The organism is Ewingella sp. AOP8-B2-18 (genome assembly GCF_052376015.1).
In the GTDB taxonomy this organism is placed as follows: domain Bacteria; phylum Pseudomonadota; class Gammaproteobacteria; order Enterobacterales; family Enterobacteriaceae; genus Ewingella; species Ewingella allii.
Window position 1 is genome coordinate 25,183 of the sequence record NZ_JBQSVB010000012.1, and the last position, 18,136, is coordinate 43,318.

Sequence of the window (18,136 nt, forward strand, 5' to 3'; positions counted from 1 at the left end):
CTATTAACCAGATTAAGTCACCTGATTAAGCCTGCTGCGGCTGGCCGTTGGAGGCCATCAGGCCACCATCGACCGGCAGGTTAACCCCGGTAACAAAGCGCGCATCGTGGCTTGCCAGGAAGGCAATCACGTCGGCAATCTCTTCTGGCTCGGCGCCGCGCCCCATCGGAATGCGCTCTGCAAATTTATCCAACAGCGGCTGGTTGTCTTTAATGTCTTCAGCCATATCGGTAAAGGTCAGTGACGGACAAACCGCGTTGACTCGCACGCCGTCTTTGCCGTGGTCCATCGCGATTGAGCGCGTGAAGTTGCTCACCCCGCCCTTCGCCGCATTATAGAAGCTCATGCCCCAGTCGCCGCCCATGCCGGATACCGACGAAATATTCACAATGTTGCCTTTGCTTTTGATCAGCGCGGGCATGAAGAAGCGGGTGCAATAAAAGACGCCGCTCAGGTCGATTTCAATCACTTTATGCCAGTCTTCGAGGCTGGCCTCGGTGACTTTACCCTGCGCCACCACGCCCGCGCCGTTGACCAACACGTCAACCCGGCCAAATTTATCGTTGATAACCGCCGCCATGCGCTCGACGTCCTGCGCTTTCGACACGTCGGCAATATGAATGTAGTACTGCGTGCTGCTCAATGACTGGGCGACTTTTTCCAGCTTCTCTTTGGTGCGCCCGACCAGCACCACAATCGCACCCTCACTGGCAAAACGCCTTGCCGTTGCTGCCCCCATACCTGAACCAGCCCCGGTCACGACGACAACTTTGTCTGTGAATCTGCTCATTGTTCTCTCCTTGGTTAGTCTCAGTAAAGTCTTTACTAAGCCTAGCGGGGAATAAGGGAAAACGAGCGAAAACGGCGGCTTTTGGGAGCATTCCGGCCCATAAAAAAGGAGCACCGGAGTGCTCCTTAACATTCATAGGGACGGTTTTAGTGCCAGATTAGAGCTGCTCGGCGCGCAGGCGTTTTGCCGCTTTCACCATGTTTTCCAGTGACTCGCGGGTTTCGGCCCAGCCACGGGTTTTCAGGCCGCAGTCTGGGTTAACCCACAGCCGCTCGGCCGGAATGCTGTCGGCGGCTTTGCGCAGCAGGTTCTCAATCCACTCGACGCTTGGCACGTTGGGTGAGTGAATGTCGTAAACTCCCGGCCCGATTTCGTTGGGGTAATCGAACTCTTTGAAGGTTTCGATCAGCTCCATATCCGAACGTGAAGTCTCAATGGTTATCACATCCGCATCCAGCGCGGCGATGGAATCCATGATGTCGTTGAACTCGCAGTAACACATATGGGTGTGGATCTGCGTGTCATCTTTGGCAATCGCGGCGTTCAGTTTGAAGGCGTCGACGGCCCAGCGCAGGTAGGCATTCCACTCCGACTGGCGCAGCGGCAGCCCTTCGCGCAGCGCGGGTTCGTCAATCTGGATGATGCCGATACCGGCGTTTTGCAGATCTTCCACTTCGTCGCGCAGCGCCAGACCAATCTGCTTGGCGATGGTTTCGCGGCTGACGTCTTCACGCGGGAAGGACCAGCAGAGAATGGTGATGGGGCCAGTCAGCATGCCTTTCACCGGGCGCTCGGTCAGAGACTGGGCGTACTTGGCCCACTCCACGGTTATTGCCTGCGGGCGGCTAACGTCACCAATAATCACCGGCGGTTTAACGCAGCGGGAACCGTAGCTCTGCACCCAACCGTTTTGGGTGAAGACGAAACCGTCCAGATGCTCACCGAAGTATTCCACCATGTCGTTGCGCTCGGCTTCGCCATGAACCAGCACGTCGATATCCAGACGCTCCTGCTCTTTAATCGCCTGTTTGATGTGCTCGCTGATGCCAGTGCGGTAGTTGGCGTTGTCCAAACGGCCTTGTTTGAAGTCCAGGCGCAGGCCACGGATTTCAGTAGTTTGTGGGAAAGAGCCAATGGTGGTGGTTGGCCATAAAGGCAGTTTGAAGCGCGCCCGCTGGGCTTCGGCGCGTGTGGTGTACACACTCGGCCGCTCAATGTCTGCGGCAGTGATGGCGGCGACGCGTTGGCCAACGGCGGCGTTATTCACACGCTTGGAGTCACGGCGGGCGCGGATTGGCGCGCTATATTGGGCCAGTTTATCCAGCGTCTCTGGTTTAGGGTCATTGAGAGCAGACGCCAGCAGCGCCAGCTCGGCACATTTTTGCAGGCCGAAGGCGAACCAGCTTTTCACTTCTTCATCCAGACGCGTTTCCACGCTCAGGTCGATTGGGCTGTGCAGCAGTGAGCACGAGCTGCCTAGCCAGACATTGCGGCCAGCCACCAGCGGCTTGAGGCGCTCGAACCAGGTGCTAAGGTCGGCGCGCCAAACGTTACGGCCATTGATCACCCCAAGAGAGAGCAGCCACTCTTTTGGCAGTTGGTCAGCCACGGCGGCGAGATCGTCGCGCCCCGCCACGGCGTCGATGTGCAGCCCCTGCACCGGCAGTTGGCGAATGGTATCAATGTTGTGGCCCACGCTGTCGAAATAGGTGGTCAGCAGCAGTTTAGTTTTGCCCTGAAGCTGCTGGTAAGCAGGCAGATAGGCATCCAGCCAGGCTTTTGGCAGTTCCAGAACCAGCGCGGGTTCGTCGATTTGGACCCACTCAATGCCGCGCTTAGCCAGTTCAGCCAGCACTTGCTGGTAAACCGGCAGAATGTCGTTGATCAGGGAAAGACGGTCAAACTGCCCGCCTTTCACTTTACCCAGCCACAGATAAGTCAGTGGGCCGAGAAGCACGGGTTTTACTTTGTGGCCGAGCGCCAGAGCCTCGTCCACTTCCTCCAACAGTTGGGTCCAGGTCAGTTTGAATTGCTGCCCCTTCACGAATTCAGGGACCATATAGTGGTAGTTGGTATTGAACCATTTGGTCATTTCCGCCGCCGCAGCGGGTTTCCCAGTGGGTGCGCGACCGCGCCCCAGACGGAACAGGGTATCGAGATCGACAGAGCCGTCGGCGTTCTGATGACGCGCTGGCACGTTACCCAGCAGCAGGCTGGTGGTCAGAACGTGGTCGTACCAAGCGAAGTCGCCGACGGGGACCAGATCCACGCCAGCGTCGGCCTGATGTTTCCAATGACGGGCGCGCAGTTCGCGGCCGGTAGCCAGTAATTCTTGCTGAGTGCTGTTGCCAGCCCAGTAACTCTCTTGTGCTTTTTTCAGTTCACGACGCAGACCGACACGAGGGAAACCGAGGGTATGGTTCAAAATGGTCATCTTTATCTTCCTGTTTAGCCGTCCAGATGTTTACACATCCATAATCCGCAGGTACTGTATATTCCACAAGCGCAAATAATTCATGACACGGTGAAGGACTCTCATGATTGAACTGAAACACCTGCGGACCTTACAAGCTTTACGTAATACCGGGTCGCTGGCCGCTGCCGCCGCGCAGCTACACCAGACACAGTCTGCCTTATCGCATCAGTTCAGCGATTTGGAGCAGCGTCTGGGTTTCCGCCTATTCGTGCGAAAAAGCCAGCCGCTACGCTTTACGCCGCAGGGTGAAATCATGCTTAACTTGGCTGAACAGGTGCTGCCGCAAATCCAGCAGGCGCTACAGGCTTGCAGCGAGCCGCATCAGGCGTCATTGCGTATCGCGATTGAGTGCCATAGCTGCATTCAGTGGCTGACACCGGCGCTGGATAACTTCCGCCTGCGCTTCCCCAATGTGCTGATGGATTTCAAATCTGGCGTCACTTTCGACCCGCAGCCCGCGCTACAGCAGGGCGAGCTGGACTTGGTGCTGACCTCCGACATCCTGCCGCGCAGTGGTCTGCACTATTCGCCAATGTTTGATTTTGAAGTGCGTCTGGTGCTAGCGCCGGACCATCCGCTGGCCAAGCAGGCGATTATCACGCCGGAAGATTTAAGTTCGGAGATCCTGATGATCTACCCGGTGCAGCGCCAGCGTCTGGATATCTGGCGTCACTTCCTGGAACCGGCAGGCGTCAGCCCGGCGCTGAAAAGCGTCGATAACACGCTGTTGTTGATTCAGATGGTGTCGGCCCGCATGGGGATTGCCGCGCTGCCCCACTGGGTGGTGGAGAGCTTTGAACGTCAGGGACTGGTGGTCACTAAAACGCTGGGAGATGGCTTGTGGAGCAGGTTGTACGCCGCCGTGCGTGATGGCGAGCAGCGCCAACCTATTGTGGAAGCTTTTATTCGTTCGACCCGGCAGCACGCGTGCGACCATCTGCCGTTTGTCCGTGATGCCCTAAAACCCAACGTCGGTGCACCCACAGTGAAGCCATTATCACTGCCGCACCAATAATAAAGCTCGGCCAGTGCGGCTGCTGTTGCCAAATGGCGAGGTTAACCAGCAGCCCGGCCGGGACGTGGAAGTTGTTCATAATCCCCAGCGTTCCCGCGTCCACCTGCGTCGCGCCGTAGTTCCACATGAAATACCCTAAAGCCGAAGCCCCCACGCCGAGCCAGACCAGAATGCCCCATTGCAGGCCGGTGGTGGGCAGCTTTTGCGGATTGCCCCACAGGAACCACGCCACCACAGCGCAAATCAGCGCGCCGATGTAGAACCATGAAAACGCCGTGTGCTGCGGCATCGGGTGGGTTTCCATCAGGCGTTTATAGCCCACCTGACCAATGGCGAAACAGATATTCGCCGCCTGCACCAACAGCAGGCCAATGATGAAATGTTCGCTGATATGGTCATAGCGAATGATAGCCGCGCCGACCACCGCCAGCAGCGCGCACAGAGCGTAGCCTTTGCGGATTTTACGCCCGCTGATCAGGTCATAAATCAGCGTCACGTAGAGCGGCGTCATCACCGTGAACAGCAGGAATTCCGGCACCGACAGGTACAAATAGGCTTCGAAGCTGATCAAATACATGATGCCGAGCTGCATCGCGCCGACGGCCATGTACATCAGCAGGGTTTTTACTGGATAACCCTTCCAGCGCAGAAACGGCAAAAACACCAGCGCGGCGAGGCTCAGCCGCACCAGCACGGAGAAGACGCTGTCAACCTGACCCGCCAGATAGACGCCGATGAGGCTAAATGAAAAAGCCCACAAAATGGTGGTAATAACGAGTAACGGCACGAAGTTCAGCCTGAAAAAGTAAAAGATAGGCTGATTGTAACGGATGTTGCAAAGTAGAGAACCTGAAAGTGGGTTTACCACTGTGTGTTTATTGACCTAACGAGACCTGACCCACGCTTTGAGCGTTCCGTGCCATGGGGGACCACACAACCCGGTGATATGTCGTAGACTTAAATCATGACTGACTGGAGGATCACCTGATGAAACGTTGTTATGGGCTCGTAGCCGCTATTCCCCTGCTTTTCGCCGTTCAGGCCGCCTCGGCGAACACCGTGTCAGTGCCTGACCGCAACCAACAGCTGCTGAGTAACCCTTCGCAAGAACGGATGCAGCAGCAGCAACAAACCAATTCGCAGATCCAGCAGCAGAAATTGCAGCAAGACCTGCGCAATAACCAGCAGCAGCAACAGCTCAAACTGCGCTCGCAAATTCAAAGCAACCAGCAGCGTCTGCAGACCCAGCAGCTAAATCGTCCGGGCCAGCCGCTGCAGCAGAATTAAGTCAGAGTTTTACCCCGCTGTTTAACGCGGCGGGGCAATTTAATATGACGCCCTACTTCCCCCATCCTGAACGCGTTTCCCTTCCCCCTGTATATAAATACTTTTCCATGCAATTAAGTTATTGATATATTAATCTATTTTCACTAAATTCTTTAGTTTATTTAACTCATAAGGAAATTACAGGAAATGAATAATAAAACTACGTCGAATTATTTTAAAAGAAAAAAAGATCACTATTTTGAATTAGTAAAAAAAGACTATAATCACAATCCTAAAAACGAGGAAATGGAAGCTTTAGATAAACTAAAAAAACATTTCTTTAATTATTTTTTTCATTATGGGATTTTCGCATTAGTATTAAGTTATTTTATTTCTCCACTTTTAAAATATGCAAATCCAATAGCACTCTTCATTGCTGGAGCATTTTTAGGCGGCTCAATAATATCTTCATACAAAGCTATAGTAATAAGCACCGTGAGCCCTTTTATTTCAAAGAAAAGGGCTTTCATTTGGTCCTTCGTACATTTATTAATATTTGCAATTTTATCATTACTTATCCTTTTATCTTGCACACAGGCTGCAACAGAGCATGAAGAATATTGTTTTAATTTGCAGAAAAAAGTCGAATCAGGCTATGAAACAGAGAAAAACAGTACAATTTTTAATAATATGTCATGCCGAATACAGCCAATTAATTAAAGAATAAGTTTTTAAATTATTAAGGCGAGGCTTCCGCGCCTTTTGTTATTTTTTAATATCCTTTTTTTCTGGTAAGAATACGTTCACCGCCTCCAGCACATGTTCCCGCTGCTCATTTTTCCGCGTCGCCAAATAGACATCAATATTCAGCTGGCTCGAAGTCTGCTCATCCAGTTTGCGATAACACAGCCCTTCTCTGGTCGATAAACACATGGATTGTGGCATCAGCGCCATACCGTTTCCCCGCGCCACGTTGGCCAAAGTCAGCAATGAATCCTCGGACTCTGGTTTGAACTGCAAAGCAAAAGGCAGCGCGTTAAACACCTGCTCGCATTTGTCGTAAAAACTCGGATTTGCACTGCGCGAAAACCAAAACAGGGCTAAGTCGGCGACGTCCTTCAGCGACACCCGCTCCTGAATACTTGCCGGGTGCGATGAAGGCAAAGCCAGCATCAGCGGCTCCTGGTGCAGCCAGAAGAAGTCGAACTCGTCGTCATGCCCCGAGGACTTTTCTCCCGTAAAGACAATGTCCAGACTCTGGCTATCGAGCATTTTCAACAGCTGGCGAGAATTCAGATGGTAAGAGAGTACCTCGTCGATATTCATCAGGGCGGCCAGATGCGCATGAATCGAGGGGATGAGGGTGAAATCCAGCGCGCGGGTCACGCCCACTCTGAGCTTTTCACTTTCTACTTTAATCTCTTTTACCAAACGTGAAAGTTGTTCAATCAAAGGTTTAGCTTGACGCTGCAACTGCTTACCGGCCTCGGTTAGCTGCACCTGATGGGTATTGCGGATAAACAGCGGCTGACCAAGAAGGGCTTCGAGGGTCTGAATCTGCCGGGTCAGCGGCGGCTGGCTCATTTTCATCTGCTCGGCGGCACGGCGAAAATTCAATTCATGCGCCACGGCGATAAAGCACTGTAACTGCTTAATCGTAGGCAGATTTACGCTGAAATCATTCACGTGCAACTCCCGCTGTTATTCACTGAGACCCAATGTCCCCAAATTAGCACTTGTCTCGCCCTTGGTGATACCTAATTGATATTACAAAACTAACAATTCTCTAAAAAATCACGCTGCGTATGGTGGGAGGTGAAGATTATTGGTTTCTCAGCATCCAAGGAACATCATGAAAACCTCTCAAGATACTCACCCGTCTCTGGGCATAAAAACGTGGCTGGCGCTGCTTATCCTCGCCATCTCCGCCTTCACTATTGTTACTACTGAATTGGCCCCTATTGGGCTTTTAACGCCTATGGCGCGAGGCTTACAGCAATCAGAATCCATGATTGGGCTAACCGTGACGCTGTTCGCGTGGGTGGGGGCCATCAGTGCCCTGCTGTCATCGATTTTTCTCGGAAATTTTCCAAAGAAAAGGCTGCTGCTGATTCTTATGTCGGTGATGTTTATCTCCAACAGCCTGTGCGCCACGGTAGATAGTTACTCGTGGCTGCTGGTCGCGCGAGTCATTGGCGCACTGGCCCACGGCGCGTTTTGGGCGATGATTGGCGCGACGACGGTCGCGATGGTGCCCGCCAGCTATATCGGCGTCGCTACCTCCGTGGTATTTGGCGGCGTGTCGGCCGCCAGCGTGTTCGGCGTCCCCTTGTCGAACTATATCGGGCTTAACTTCGGTTGGCGTCCGGCATTTTGGATGATGTCATCACTGAGCATCGTGGCTTATCTGGGTATCGCGCTGATGGTGCCACAAGTCAAAAGCGCCAGCACATTAGGGCTTGAAGCCATGCGCCGCGTGCTGCGTTCAAGCACCTTATGGAAAATCTATGCCGCAACGCTGCTGGCCATTACCGCGCACTTTGCCGCTTTTACCTTTATCGAGCCTTGGCTTCAGGGCCTACACGCTCTCTCTTCCCGCCTGATCCCGCTCATGCTGCTGATGTTTGGCGTCGCGGGGCTGGCTGGCAATTTCATCACCGGCATCTTCATCGACAAATGGCTTAAGCCCTTGGTTTCACTCTCTATCGTGATGATTACAGCCACGCTTCTCGTGCTCGGGTTATGGGGAGCCGCGCTGACGGGTAGCCAGATCATGGCGCTGATTGTGGTGTGGGGATTGGCCGTATCGGGAATTTTTGTCGGTTTCCAAACTTGGGTATTACGCACCGCCGCCGAGAACGCTTTCCCCGCCACGGCTATTTACGTCTCCTGCTTTAACGCCGCCATCGGCTGTGGCGCGCTGGTCGGCGCATGGCTGGTTGCTGCGATGAGTATTCCCGTCTTGATGAGCATCGCTGGCGTGGCTATGGGCCTGTCATTGCTGCTGGTCGCCATTATCCCCGTTAACACCCGTAACATTTCCCACTTATCAGGAGAAGCAGCATGAAATCAGGTAACGAACTCACCGAGTATGGCCGTGCGATTATGGAAAAACTGGAGCCGGGTTTGGCAGACGCCGTGAGTGCGCGTTTGGGCGAACTCGACCCCGACCTGCCGCGCCTGATCACCGACTACGCCTTTGGCGCGGTGGTCGGACGGCCGGGCATTGATTTGAAAACGCGCGAGATGCTGACCGTGGCGTCGCTGATCACGCTCGGCCATGCCCAGCCTCAACTGGAGCTGCACATGCGCTGCGCGATGAATGTTGGCGTGACCAAGGAGGAGTTGCTGGAGATCGTGATTCAGATGGCAATTTACGCCGGAGTGCCCGCCTGCATGAATGCGATCACCGCTTATCGTGCCGCACTGGCGCAGTCTCAAGCCCGCTAATAAAATGAAAAAGGGGATATCAGCAGTGCAGATATCCCCTCTTTTCGAACTCAATTTTTACGCAAAATCTGGGCCGATATCGTCAATAGCATCAGTACAGATGCAGTCAACGCCCCATGCCAGCAGGGTGCGGGCGCGGTCTGGTGAGTTAACGGTGTAGACCAGAATGTGCAAACCGGCGTCTTTCAAGGCTTTCACACGCGCTTCGGTCAGCTCTTTATGGTTGATATGCAGGGAAACACACTCCAGTTGGTCCGTCAGCGTTTTCCAGTCATCGCGCCATTCGTCGAGCAGCAAACCGCGCGGCAGTTCGGGCACGGCCTGCTTGGCCGCCAGCAAGGCGTCAAACTCGAAAGAGGAGAGCAGCGGCGGCGCGGGATGGTCGCGCCATAACTCTTTGGCCGCCAGCGCCACTTTGCTCCCCGTCTCGGTATCCGTGCCGGTCGTTGGCTTAATCTCAATGTTCGCCATCATGTTGTGACGCGCGCAGCGCTCGGCCACTTCTGCCAACAGCGGCAGTTTTTCGCCTTTGAACGCCGCACCGTACCAGTCACCGGCGTCCAGTTGGCGCAATTTGTCCCAGCTCAGCTCACCCGCCACGCCCCAGCCGTTGCTGGTGCGGTTCAGTGTGTCGTCATGCAACAGGAAAATTTCGCCGTCCTGCGCCAGCTTAGCGTCGAACTCAATCATGGTGTGGCCGTACTTCGCGCCGACATCAATCGCCGCAAGGGTATTTTCCGGGGCCAGAGAACCGCCGCCCCGATGCGCCACAATCCGTGGATAAGGCCAAACTGTCATGTTTACTCCATTCTTGAACCGCTGTGGGTATCGAAAAAGTGTAGCGCGTTCGTCGGCAAAACCAAACGTAACTGCGTGCCCGGCTCAGGGCAAACTTCGTGATTAAGACGCACAACCACGCCTGCGCCGGCCCATTTGCCGTGCGCCAGATTGTCAGCGCCGAGCAGTTCCAACGTGTTGAGGTTCATTGGAATACCGGCCTGCGGGTCGTCAGTCAGCTGAATATGCTCCGGTCGAATACCCACCGTCAACTCTCGTCCGCCCCACTCCGGGCGCGGCTGGCTGAGGGGCAGCTCAAAACCGCCCTCCATCACCAGCGAACTGCCGTTGCTGGCTAGCGTGCCCGGCAGCAGGTTCATGGCCGGGGAGCCAATGAAGCTGGCAACAAATAGCGTTGCCGGGCGGCGATAAACTTCTGACGGCGTACCAATCTGCTCGGCAATGCCTTTGTTCATCACGATCACCCGCTCTGCCAGCGTCATCGCCTCAACCTGATCGTGGGTCACGTACAAACTGGTGGTGCGCAGGCGGCGGTGCAGCTGTTGCAGCTCGAGGCGCATCTGCACGCGCAGCTTGGCGTCAAGGTTCGACAGCGGTTCGTCGAACAGGAAGACCGCCGGTTCACGCACGATGGCACGACCCATGGCGACGCGCTGACGCTGGCCGCCGGAGAGTTCGCGCGGCTTGCGTTTTAGCAACGGGCCAAGCTCCAGAATACGCGCCGCTTCTTCAACTCGCGCCTGAATCTGCGCCTTGCCGAAGCCGCGAATTTTCAGGCCATAGGCCATGTTGTCGTACACGCTCATGTGCGGGTAAAGCGCGTAGTTCTGGAACACCATCGCGATGCCGCGATCTTTGGGTTCCAGCTCGGTAACGCGCTGATCATTAATATAAATATCGCCGCTGGTGGTGCGCTCTAAACCGGCTACCATGCGCAGTAAAGTGGATTTCCCACAGCCCGACGGACCGACCATCACAATGAATTCGCCATCGGCGACGTTCAGGTCGATGCTTTTAATAATCTGATTTTTACCGTCGTAGGACTTGGTGACTGCCTGTAGTTTTAAATTTGCCATGTCGTATTACTTCTCACTGTCTACCAGACCGCGCACAAACCAGCGCTGCATCAGGAGCACCACCGCAAGCGGGGGCAATAAAGTCAAAATCATCGCTGCCATGACCTGATTCCACTGGGTGGAACCGTCGCCGGAAGAGATCATGCTTTTAATCCCCGCCACCGCCGTGCCCATCGAGGCGTCGCTGGTGATGAGGATCGGCCACAGATACTGGTTCCAGCCGTAGATAAAGGTGATGACAAACAGCGCCGCCAGATTGGTTTTTGATAACGGCAGAACGATATCCCAGAAGAAGCGCATGGCGCTCGCGCCGTCGATACGCGCGGCCTCCAGCAGCTCGTCCGGCAAGGTCATAAAGAACTGGCGGAACAGGAAGGTGGCGGTGGCCGAGGCCATCAGGGGCAGCGTCAGGCCGGTGTAGCTGTCCATCATGTTCAGGTTGGAAATCACCTGAATAGTCGGGAAGATACGCACTTCTACCGGCAGCATCAGCGTCAAGAAAATCAGCCAGAAGAATAGGTTACGCAGCGGGAAACGGAAGTAGACGATGGCGTAAGCCGACAGCATCGACACCGAAATCTTACCGATAGTGATGACCATCGCCATGATAAAGCTGTTCACCAGCATGCGACCAAAGGCCGGGCTGCCGTCGCCCACGCCCTGCGTCCAGATAGTGCGGATGTTGTCCCACAGGTGTGAACCCGGAATGAGCGACATCGGCACTTCAAAAATCTGTTTGTTATCCAGCGTTGCCGCGACAAAAGCCACGTACAGCGGGAACAGGATCACCAGCACGCCGAGGATAAGCATGGTGTGGCTGAAAATATCCAGCCCTCTACGGTTCTCAATCATTGGTAACGCACCTTACGCTCGACAAAGCGGAACTGAATAAACGTCAGGCCGCATACCAGCACCATCAACACCACTGACTGCGCGGCGGAGCTGGAGAGATCCAGACCGGCGAAACCTTCGCGGTAAACCTTATAAATCAGGGTGGTGGTCGCCTGAACCGGGCCGCCCGCGGTCGCCGCATCAATCACCGGGAAGGTGTCGAAGAAGGCGTAAACCAAGTTAACCACCAGCAGGAAGAAGCTCACTGGCGAAATCAGCGGCAGCACCAGATTGAAGAAGCGGCGCACCGGGCCCGCGCCGTCAATGGCGGCGGCTTCAACCAGAGATTTAGGGATAGATTGCAGCGCGGCGAGGAAGAACAGGAAGTTGTAGCTGACCTGCTTCCAGACCGAGGCCAACACCACCAAGAACATCGCCTGTCCGCTGTTCTGCGCGTGGTTCCAGTCATAGCCGATTGACCCAAGGAAGTGGGTGATAAGGCCGAGGCCGGGGCTAAACAGGAACATCCAGAGCACGGCGGCCACGGCGGGCGCGACGGCGTACGGCAGGATCATTAGCGTCTGGTAGATGCGGCTGGCGCGCACCACGTGGTCCACCAGCGCGGCAAAAAACAGCGAAACAGCAAGGCCGATAAACGCCACGAGGAAACTGAATTTCAGCGTGGTGTAGAAAGAGTCGAGGTAGTAGGAGTCATGAAACAGCTGTTTGAAGTTGCTCAGTCCGACAAACTCACTCGATAAACCGAAAGGATCCAGCGTTTGCACCGAATACCACAAGGCTTGACCGGCAGGCCATAAAAAGAAAATCACGGTGATCAGCAGTTGCGGCAACACCAGCGCGTAAGGCAGCCAGCTACAACCAAAACCGGGGCGATGTGAACTCATAGTGGGTTACTCGTTAAAGCGGTGGGAGGTGTTCGCTCCTCCCCCTGCGAAGGGGGAGGCTGGGAGGGGGTTAACAGGCTACTCGGAAGTCGTCGAAATACCCCACCCCAACCCTCCCCTTATCAGGGGAGGGAGCTAAAACAGTTACTTAGTGGAAGCTTCGAAGCGACGCAATAACAGATTACCGCGCTCTACAGCTGAATCCAGAGCCTGCTGAGCCGTCTTCTTGCCGCTCCACACGCTTTCCAACTCTTCGTCTACGATGGTACGAATCTGTGGCATGTTGCCCAGACGCAGACCTTTAGTGAACGGCAATGGTGGCTTGTTCAGCATCTGGCGAGTCGCTACGTCAGAACCTGGGTTCTTCTCGTAGAAGCCTTGTTGCTTAGTCAGCTCATAAGCCGCGGTCGTCACTGGCAGGTAACCGGTTTTCTGGTGCCATTCAGCGGCGATAGCCGGAGTAGTCAGGAATTGCAGGAACTCAGCAACGCCTTTGTAAGTTTCTTTATCTTTACCGTTCATCACCCACAGGCTTGCGCCGCCGATGATGGCGTTCTGTGGCGCATCTTTCACGTCTGCGTCGTAAGGCATCATGCCCACGCCGTAGTTGAATTTAGCGTACTGACGGATGTCAGCCAGTGAACCTGAAGACGCGGTGGTCATCGCGCAGTCACCGTTGTAGAACTTGGCGGTAGACTCGTCTTTACGACCCAAGTAGGTGAAATCACCCTTCTTGTTCATGTCTTCCAGCATCTGGATGTGCTTAACCTGCAACGGTTTGTTGAATTCCAGAACCGCGTCAGTGCCATCGAAACCGTTGTTTTTGGTGGCGATTGGCAGAGCATGCCATGCGCTAAAGTTCTCAATCTGAATCCAACCCTGCCAGCCGCTGGCGTAGCCACATTTCACGCCTGACTGACGCAGCTTCTCGGTGTAAGCCGCCATGTCCTGCCAAGTTTTTGGCGGTTGATCAGGGTTCAGGCCAGCCTTCTTAAAGGCGTCTTTGTTGTAGTACAGCACCGGCGTGGAGCTGTTGAAAGGCTGTGACAGCAGGCGCCCTTTAGAATCCGAGTAATAGCCCGAGACAGTCGGAACGAACTGGGAAACGTCTTCTTTGATGCCCGCGTCGGAAAAGACTTCGTAGACCGGCTTGATCGCTTTACTCGCCATCATGGTCGCCGTGCCTACTTCATAAACTTGCAGAATGGCTGGCGCTTTGCCGCTACGGTAAGCCGCGATGCCTGCTGCCAGACTTTCATCATACTTGCCTTTGTAAACCGGCACGATTTTGACGTCAGGATGAGCCTGATTAAAACGGTCGGCCAGAGAGTTCACCTCTTTGCCCAACTCGCCGTCCATTGAGTGCCAGAAAGGTATTTCCGTTACCGCCATCGCCTGGGTGCTGAACGCGAATGCCAGTGCAATGCAAAGTGTCGTTTTTGTAACAGCGTGCTTAAGCATGCTTGTCTCCTGAAGAGGGCTGTGTAGTGACGGTGTCGTAAGGATCTTCTTATTCGGGAGCTAACATGACATGCATAAATGACAGAAAAATAATGATTTGGTTACAGGCAGGTGACAGCAGAGTTACGAAAGAGAGAAAAATAAAAGTAAAAAGGACATCCGAAGATGTCCTTAAGATTTAAGCCTTCTACCACTTACCCAAAATCATTTGCGTTGCATCCAGGCGGCAACTGAATGAATCCCCAGGAGCTTACACAGGTAAGTGACTGGGGTGAATGAAGGCAGCCAACGCAGAGGCAGCGTGAAGGATGCAGGGTAAGCTAAGCGCCGAGATAGGCAGAGCGTACAGCTTCGTTGGCTAATAGAGCTGCGCCACTGTCCTCCAGCACCACGTGGCCGTTTTCCAGCACGTAGCCACGGTCCGCCAGCTTCAAGGCCTGATTGGCGTTTTGCTCGACCAGGAAGATAGTCATCCCCTCTTCACGCAGCTGTTGGATAGTGTCGAAAATCTGCTGAATGATAATTGGTGCTAAACCTAGCGAAGGCTCGTCGAGCAGCAGCAGGCGCGGCTGGCTCATCAATGCCCGGCCAATCGCCAGCATCTGCTGTTCCCCGCCGGACATGGTGCCGGAACGCTGAGCGCGACGCTCTTTCAAACGTGGGAACAGCTCGAACACGCGCTGGAGGCGCTGCTGATACTGGTCGCGGGTGGCAAAGAAGCCGCCCATCGCCAGATTCTCCTCTACCGTCATGCGCGAAAACACCCGACGCCCTTCCGGCACGATGGCGATATCGCCACGCATGATTTTGGCGGTCGGCCACTGGGTGATGTCCTGACCTTCAAAAACAATAGAGCCATGGCTGGCGCGAGGCTCGCCGCACAGGCTACCCAGCAGCGTGGTTTTGCCCGCGCCGTTGGCCCCGATAAGGGTGACAATTTCACCCTTATTGATGTGCAGGCTGACTTCGTGCAGCGCCTGAATTTTGCCGTAATGGGCGGATACCTGATTAAATGACAACATCGCGTTCTGCCCCTTACCCTTCGCCCAAGTACGCACGAATGACGTCTGGGTTATTACGAATTTCTGCCGGAGTGCCCTGTGCCAGCGGCGTTCCCTGATTCACCACATAGATGCGGTCCGAAATGCCCATCACCAGCTTCATGTCATGTTCGATCAATAAAACTGACACATTGTGCTGGTTACGCAGCTCGGCGATCAGCTGGTTTAGCTCTTCCGTTTCGCGCGGGTTAAGCCCGGCGGCGGGTTCGTCGAGCATCAGGATTTCAGGGCGCGTCACCATACAACGGACGATTTCCAGACGGCGCTGCTGGCCGTAAGCCAGATTCCCCGCCTGACGGTTGGCCAGTTCGAGCAAGCCGACGCGCTCCAGCCAGTCGGCGGCGCGGTCCAAGGCTTCTGCCTCGGCTTTACGAAAGCCCGGCGTCTTAAACAGGCCAGCCAGCATGCCGCTCTTAAGGTGTTGATGCTGGGCTACCAGCAGGTTTTCAATCACGGTCATTTCGCGGAACAGGCGCACATGCTGGAAGGTTCGCACCACGCCCATGCGGGCAATCTTCTGGCCCGGCAAACCCTCGAGATGCTGATCGCGCAGCTTGATGGTGCCGCCGCTTGGTTTATAAAAACCGGTCAGGCAGTTAAACACCGTGGTTTTACCGGCGCCGTTGGGGCCAATCAGCGAGACGATTTCGCCCTGATTGAGGTTTAACGCCACGTTGTTCACCGCCAGCAGGCCGCCAAAACGCATCATCAACCCTTCTACTGACAAGAGAGGTTGCCTACTCATGCTTGCTCTCCTTTGTCGGCGATTTGTCTTTTAGACAATTTTAATTTCAACTGTGGGCGTTTCATCGGCAACAGGCCCTGTGGACGCCAGATCATCATCAGAACCATCAATGCACCGAGCAGCAACATGCTGTATTCATTCAAATCACGCATCAGTTCGCGCGACACCACCAGCAAAATCGCCGCCAGAATAACCGCAAACTGCGAGCCCATACCGCCCAATACCACGATTGCCAGCACGAAGGCGGACTCGACGAAGGTGAAGGATTCCGGGCTGACGAAGCCCTGACGCGCGGCGAACAGCGTCCCGGCGAAACCGGCAAACGCGGCGCTGATAGTAAAGGCGGTGAGCTTGATGCGCGTCGGGTTAAGGCCCAGCGAGCGGCAGGCGATTTCATCTTCACGCAGGGCTTCCCACGCGCGGCCCAGCGGCATGCGCAGCAGGCGGTTGATGACGAACAGGGTCAAGACCACCAACAGCAGCGCCACCATATATAAGAAGATGATGCGATCGCTCGGGTCATAGGCCACGCCAAAGAAGTTACTGAAGGTGTCCCAGCCGCCGTCACGCGGGGTGCGGCTAAATTCCAGACCAAACAGCGTCGGTTTTGGAATTTGGCTAATGCCGTTCGGCCCGCCGGTGATCGAGGTGTTGTTCAGCAGCAGAATACGGACAATTTCCCCAAAGCCGAGGGTGACGATCGCCAGATAGTCGCCGCGCAGCCTGAGCACCGGGAAGCCGAGCAAGAAGCCAAAGGCGGCAGAAACCAGACCGGCCAGTGGTAACGCTTCCCAAAAACCGATGCCGTAATAGTGATTCAGCAGCGCGTAAGTGTAGGCCCCAATGGCGTAAAAGCCGCCGTAGCCCAGCACCAGCAGGCCAGACAGGCCAACCACCACGTTCAGCCCAAGGCCGAGCATGATGTAGATAAGGGTCAGAGTAGCGATGTCCACCGTGCCGCGCGAGACAATAAAGGGCCACGCGATAGCGGCAATAATCAGCACCAGCGCCAGCAGTTTCTGCTTCGGCGTTGAACCGTCAAAGCTCGGCAGGACGAAGCTTGGGCCAGAGATTTTCTTCAGGCCGCTGCTCATTAACGGGCGGAACAGCTGGAAGACGAACACCACGGCGCAGCCGATGGCAATCCACGTCCAGCGCACTTCGCCTGCGCCGTTCACCACCAGCTTGGTGCCATCAAGGCTCAGTTGCAGCCCCATGATAAAGGAGGCTAAAACCAGTAAAACGAAGGCGGAGAGCAGCGCGTTAAACAGGTTGAGATGCTTCATACTTTCTCAACCTCCGGGCGACCCAAGATGCCAGTTGGCAACACCAGCAACACCACGATCAGCAGGGCAAACGACACCACGTCTTTATATTCGGTGCTGAGATAGGCCGAGGTCAGGGCTTCGGCTACGCCTAAAATCAGGCCGCCAATCATCGCGCCCGGAATGCTGCCGATGCCACCGAGAACCGCCGCGGTGAAGGCTTTCATCCCCGCCATAAAGCCAATGTACGGGTTAATCACGCCGTAGAATTGCCCCAGCAGCACGCCCGCCACCGCCGCCATTAATGCGCCGATAACGAAGGTCAGGGAGATCACGCGGTCAGTGCTAATGCCCAGCAGGCTGGCCATTTTCAAATCTTCGGCGCAGGCGCGACAGGCGCGACCCATGCGGGAATAGCGGATAAACAGCGTCAGGGCCAGCATGGCGACAAAAGTCACAATCCAGATGATGAGCTGCATGGTGCTGATAGTCGCGGCAAAGCCGTTGGCGACGCCAAGCGTCCACTGGCCGGTGACCAAGCTTGGCAGCGCGAGGTCGCGCGAGCCTTGGGTCAGGCTGACGTAGTTTTGCAGGAATATCGACATCCCGATGGCGGAGATCAGCGCAATCAGGCGTTTAGAATTTCGCACTGGCTTATAGGCCACGCGCTCAATGCTCCAGCCGTAGGCACTGGAGATCACAATCGCGGCGATGAATCCGGCGCCGATCAGCAACCAGCTGGCGTCGATCCCCATCATCATTAACGCGGCAATGACAATAAAAGAGACATAGCTGCCGATCATATACACCTCGCCGTGGGCAAAGTTGATCATGCCGATAATGCCGTAAACCATGGTGTAGCCAATGGCGATCAGCGCATAGGTGCTGCCCAACGTCACGCCGTTGAACATCTGCTGAATGAAATATAGGAACTGCTCTGACATACCCTATCCTTTTACTTCAAGGGTTTGATGACTGGTGCAACTCCCTCCCCTTT

The 18,136-nt window shown here is 55.0% G+C and carries 18 protein-coding genes; 5 read left to right on the forward strand and 13 right to left on the reverse strand.

The features are described from left to right. Positions 1-25: 25 nt before the first annotated feature. Both ACT3RR_RS19250 and metE read right to left on the reverse strand, forming a co-directional pair. Complete coding sequence (locus ACT3RR_RS19250) at positions 26-790, reverse strand: meso-2,3-butanediol dehydrogenase (RefSeq protein ID WP_396132636.1); 765 nt, start codon at positions 788-790, stop codon at positions 26-28. A 157-nt stretch (positions 791-947) separates the two neighbouring features. After that, entirely contained in the window at positions 948-3,224 is a 2,277-nt protein-coding gene (gene metE / locus ACT3RR_RS19255) for a 5-methyltetrahydropteroyltriglutamate--homocysteine S-methyltransferase (protein ID WP_496200933.1), read from the reverse strand. Between the two features lie 103 nt (positions 3,225-3,327). Here metE and metR point away from each other — a divergent pair, with 103 nt between their 5' ends. Next, the gene (gene metR / locus ACT3RR_RS19260; RefSeq protein WP_496200934.1) at positions 3,328-4,281 is read left to right on the forward strand and encodes an HTH-type transcriptional regulator MetR; all 954 of its coding nucleotides are present in this window, start codon (positions 3,328-3,330) and stop codon (positions 4,279-4,281) included. On the opposite strand, the gene ACT3RR_RS19265 is transcribed toward metR, so the two are convergent. Then, complete coding sequence (locus ACT3RR_RS19265; RefSeq protein WP_485903926.1) at positions 4,169-5,068, reverse strand: carboxylate/amino acid/amine transporter; 900 nt, start codon at positions 5,066-5,068, stop codon at positions 4,169-4,171. The genes metR and ACT3RR_RS19265 overlap by 113 nt on opposite strands. A gap of 200 nt (positions 5,069-5,268) precedes the next feature. Between ACT3RR_RS19265 and ACT3RR_RS19270 the strand changes: the two genes are divergently transcribed. Both ACT3RR_RS19270 and ACT3RR_RS19275 read left to right on the forward strand, forming a co-directional pair. After that, positions 5,269-5,568 (forward strand): DUF2756 domain-containing protein, encoded by a 300-nt coding sequence (locus tag ACT3RR_RS19270; RefSeq protein ID WP_353504409.1) that lies wholly within the window; start codon positions 5,269-5,271, stop codon positions 5,566-5,568. A 186-nt stretch (positions 5,569-5,754) separates the two neighbouring features. Further along, the gene (locus ACT3RR_RS19275) at positions 5,755-6,267 is read left to right on the forward strand and encodes a hypothetical protein (protein WP_353504408.1); all 513 of its coding nucleotides are present in this window, start codon (positions 5,755-5,757) and stop codon (positions 6,265-6,267) included. Between the two features lie 45 nt (positions 6,268-6,312). On the opposite strand, the gene ACT3RR_RS19280 is transcribed toward ACT3RR_RS19275, so the two are convergent. After that, complete coding sequence (locus ACT3RR_RS19280) at positions 6,313-7,233, reverse strand: LysR family transcriptional regulator (RefSeq protein WP_353504407.1); 921 nt, start codon at positions 7,231-7,233, stop codon at positions 6,313-6,315. Positions 7,234-7,399: 166 nt separating this feature from the next. Here ACT3RR_RS19280 and ACT3RR_RS19285 point away from each other — a divergent pair, with 166 nt between their 5' ends. Beyond that, positions 7,400-8,614 carry an MFS transporter gene (locus ACT3RR_RS19285; RefSeq protein WP_353504406.1) on the forward strand — a complete coding sequence of 405 codons (1,215 nt, stop codon included), beginning with the start codon at positions 7,400-7,402 and terminating at the stop codon, positions 8,612-8,614. Further along, positions 8,611-8,997, forward strand: a complete 387-nt coding sequence (locus tag ACT3RR_RS19290; RefSeq protein ID WP_496200935.1) for a carboxymuconolactone decarboxylase family protein — start codon at positions 8,611-8,613, stop codon at positions 8,995-8,997. Before ACT3RR_RS19285 ends, ACT3RR_RS19290 begins: the two co-directional genes overlap by 4 nt. 57 nt (positions 8,998-9,054) lie before the next feature. Here the strand turns inward: ACT3RR_RS19290 and ugpQ are convergent, their stop codons facing one another. The 9 genes from ugpQ to livH all read right to left on the reverse strand — a co-directional run bounded on the left by ugpQ (position 9,055) and on the right by livH (position 18,083). Further along, positions 9,055-9,795 (reverse strand): glycerophosphodiester phosphodiesterase, encoded by a 741-nt coding sequence (gene ugpQ, locus ACT3RR_RS19295; protein WP_496200936.1) that lies wholly within the window; start codon positions 9,793-9,795, stop codon positions 9,055-9,057. A gap of 2 nt (positions 9,796-9,797) precedes the next feature. Beyond that, positions 9,798-10,871, reverse strand: coding sequence for a sn-glycerol-3-phosphate import ATP-binding protein UgpC (locus ACT3RR_RS19300; RefSeq protein ID WP_034794872.1), 1,074 nt, complete (start codon positions 10,869-10,871; stop codon positions 9,798-9,800). 6 nt (positions 10,872-10,877) lie between these two features. After that, positions 10,878-11,723 (reverse strand): sn-glycerol-3-phosphate ABC transporter permease UgpE, encoded by an 846-nt coding sequence (gene ugpE / locus ACT3RR_RS19305; RefSeq protein ID WP_034794869.1) that lies wholly within the window; start codon positions 11,721-11,723, stop codon positions 10,878-10,880. After that, positions 11,720-12,607 carry a sn-glycerol-3-phosphate ABC transporter permease UgpA gene (gene ugpA, locus ACT3RR_RS19310; protein ID WP_353504402.1) on the reverse strand — a complete coding sequence of 296 codons (888 nt, stop codon included), beginning with the start codon at positions 12,605-12,607 and terminating at the stop codon, positions 11,720-11,722. Before ugpA ends, ugpE begins: the two co-directional genes overlap by 4 nt. A gap of 144 nt (positions 12,608-12,751) precedes the next feature. Further along, positions 12,752-14,068, reverse strand: a complete 1,317-nt coding sequence (ugpB, locus tag ACT3RR_RS19315) for a sn-glycerol-3-phosphate ABC transporter substrate-binding protein UgpB (RefSeq protein WP_185688829.1) — start codon at positions 14,066-14,068, stop codon at positions 12,752-12,754. Between the two features lie 320 nt (positions 14,069-14,388). Then, entirely contained in the window at positions 14,389-15,090 is a 702-nt protein-coding gene (livF, locus tag ACT3RR_RS19320; protein ID WP_353504401.1) for a high-affinity branched-chain amino acid ABC transporter ATP-binding protein LivF, read from the reverse strand. A gap of 13 nt (positions 15,091-15,103) precedes the next feature. Next, positions 15,104-15,874, reverse strand: a complete 771-nt coding sequence (livG, locus tag ACT3RR_RS19325) for a high-affinity branched-chain amino acid ABC transporter ATP-binding protein LivG (protein ID WP_353504400.1) — start codon at positions 15,872-15,874, stop codon at positions 15,104-15,106. Further along, the gene (locus ACT3RR_RS19330) at positions 15,871-17,160 is read right to left on the reverse strand and encodes a high-affinity branched-chain amino acid ABC transporter permease LivM (protein WP_100935238.1); all 1,290 of its coding nucleotides are present in this window, start codon (positions 17,158-17,160) and stop codon (positions 15,871-15,873) included. Before ACT3RR_RS19330 ends, livG begins: the two co-directional genes overlap by 4 nt. Next, a complete protein-coding gene (gene livH / locus ACT3RR_RS19335) occupies positions 17,157-18,083 on the reverse strand; it encodes a high-affinity branched-chain amino acid ABC transporter permease LivH (RefSeq protein ID WP_034794855.1) in 927 nt (308 codons plus the stop codon). The genes ACT3RR_RS19330 and livH overlap by 4 nt, the downstream gene beginning before the upstream one ends. Between the last annotated feature and the right edge of the window lie 53 nt (positions 18,084-18,136).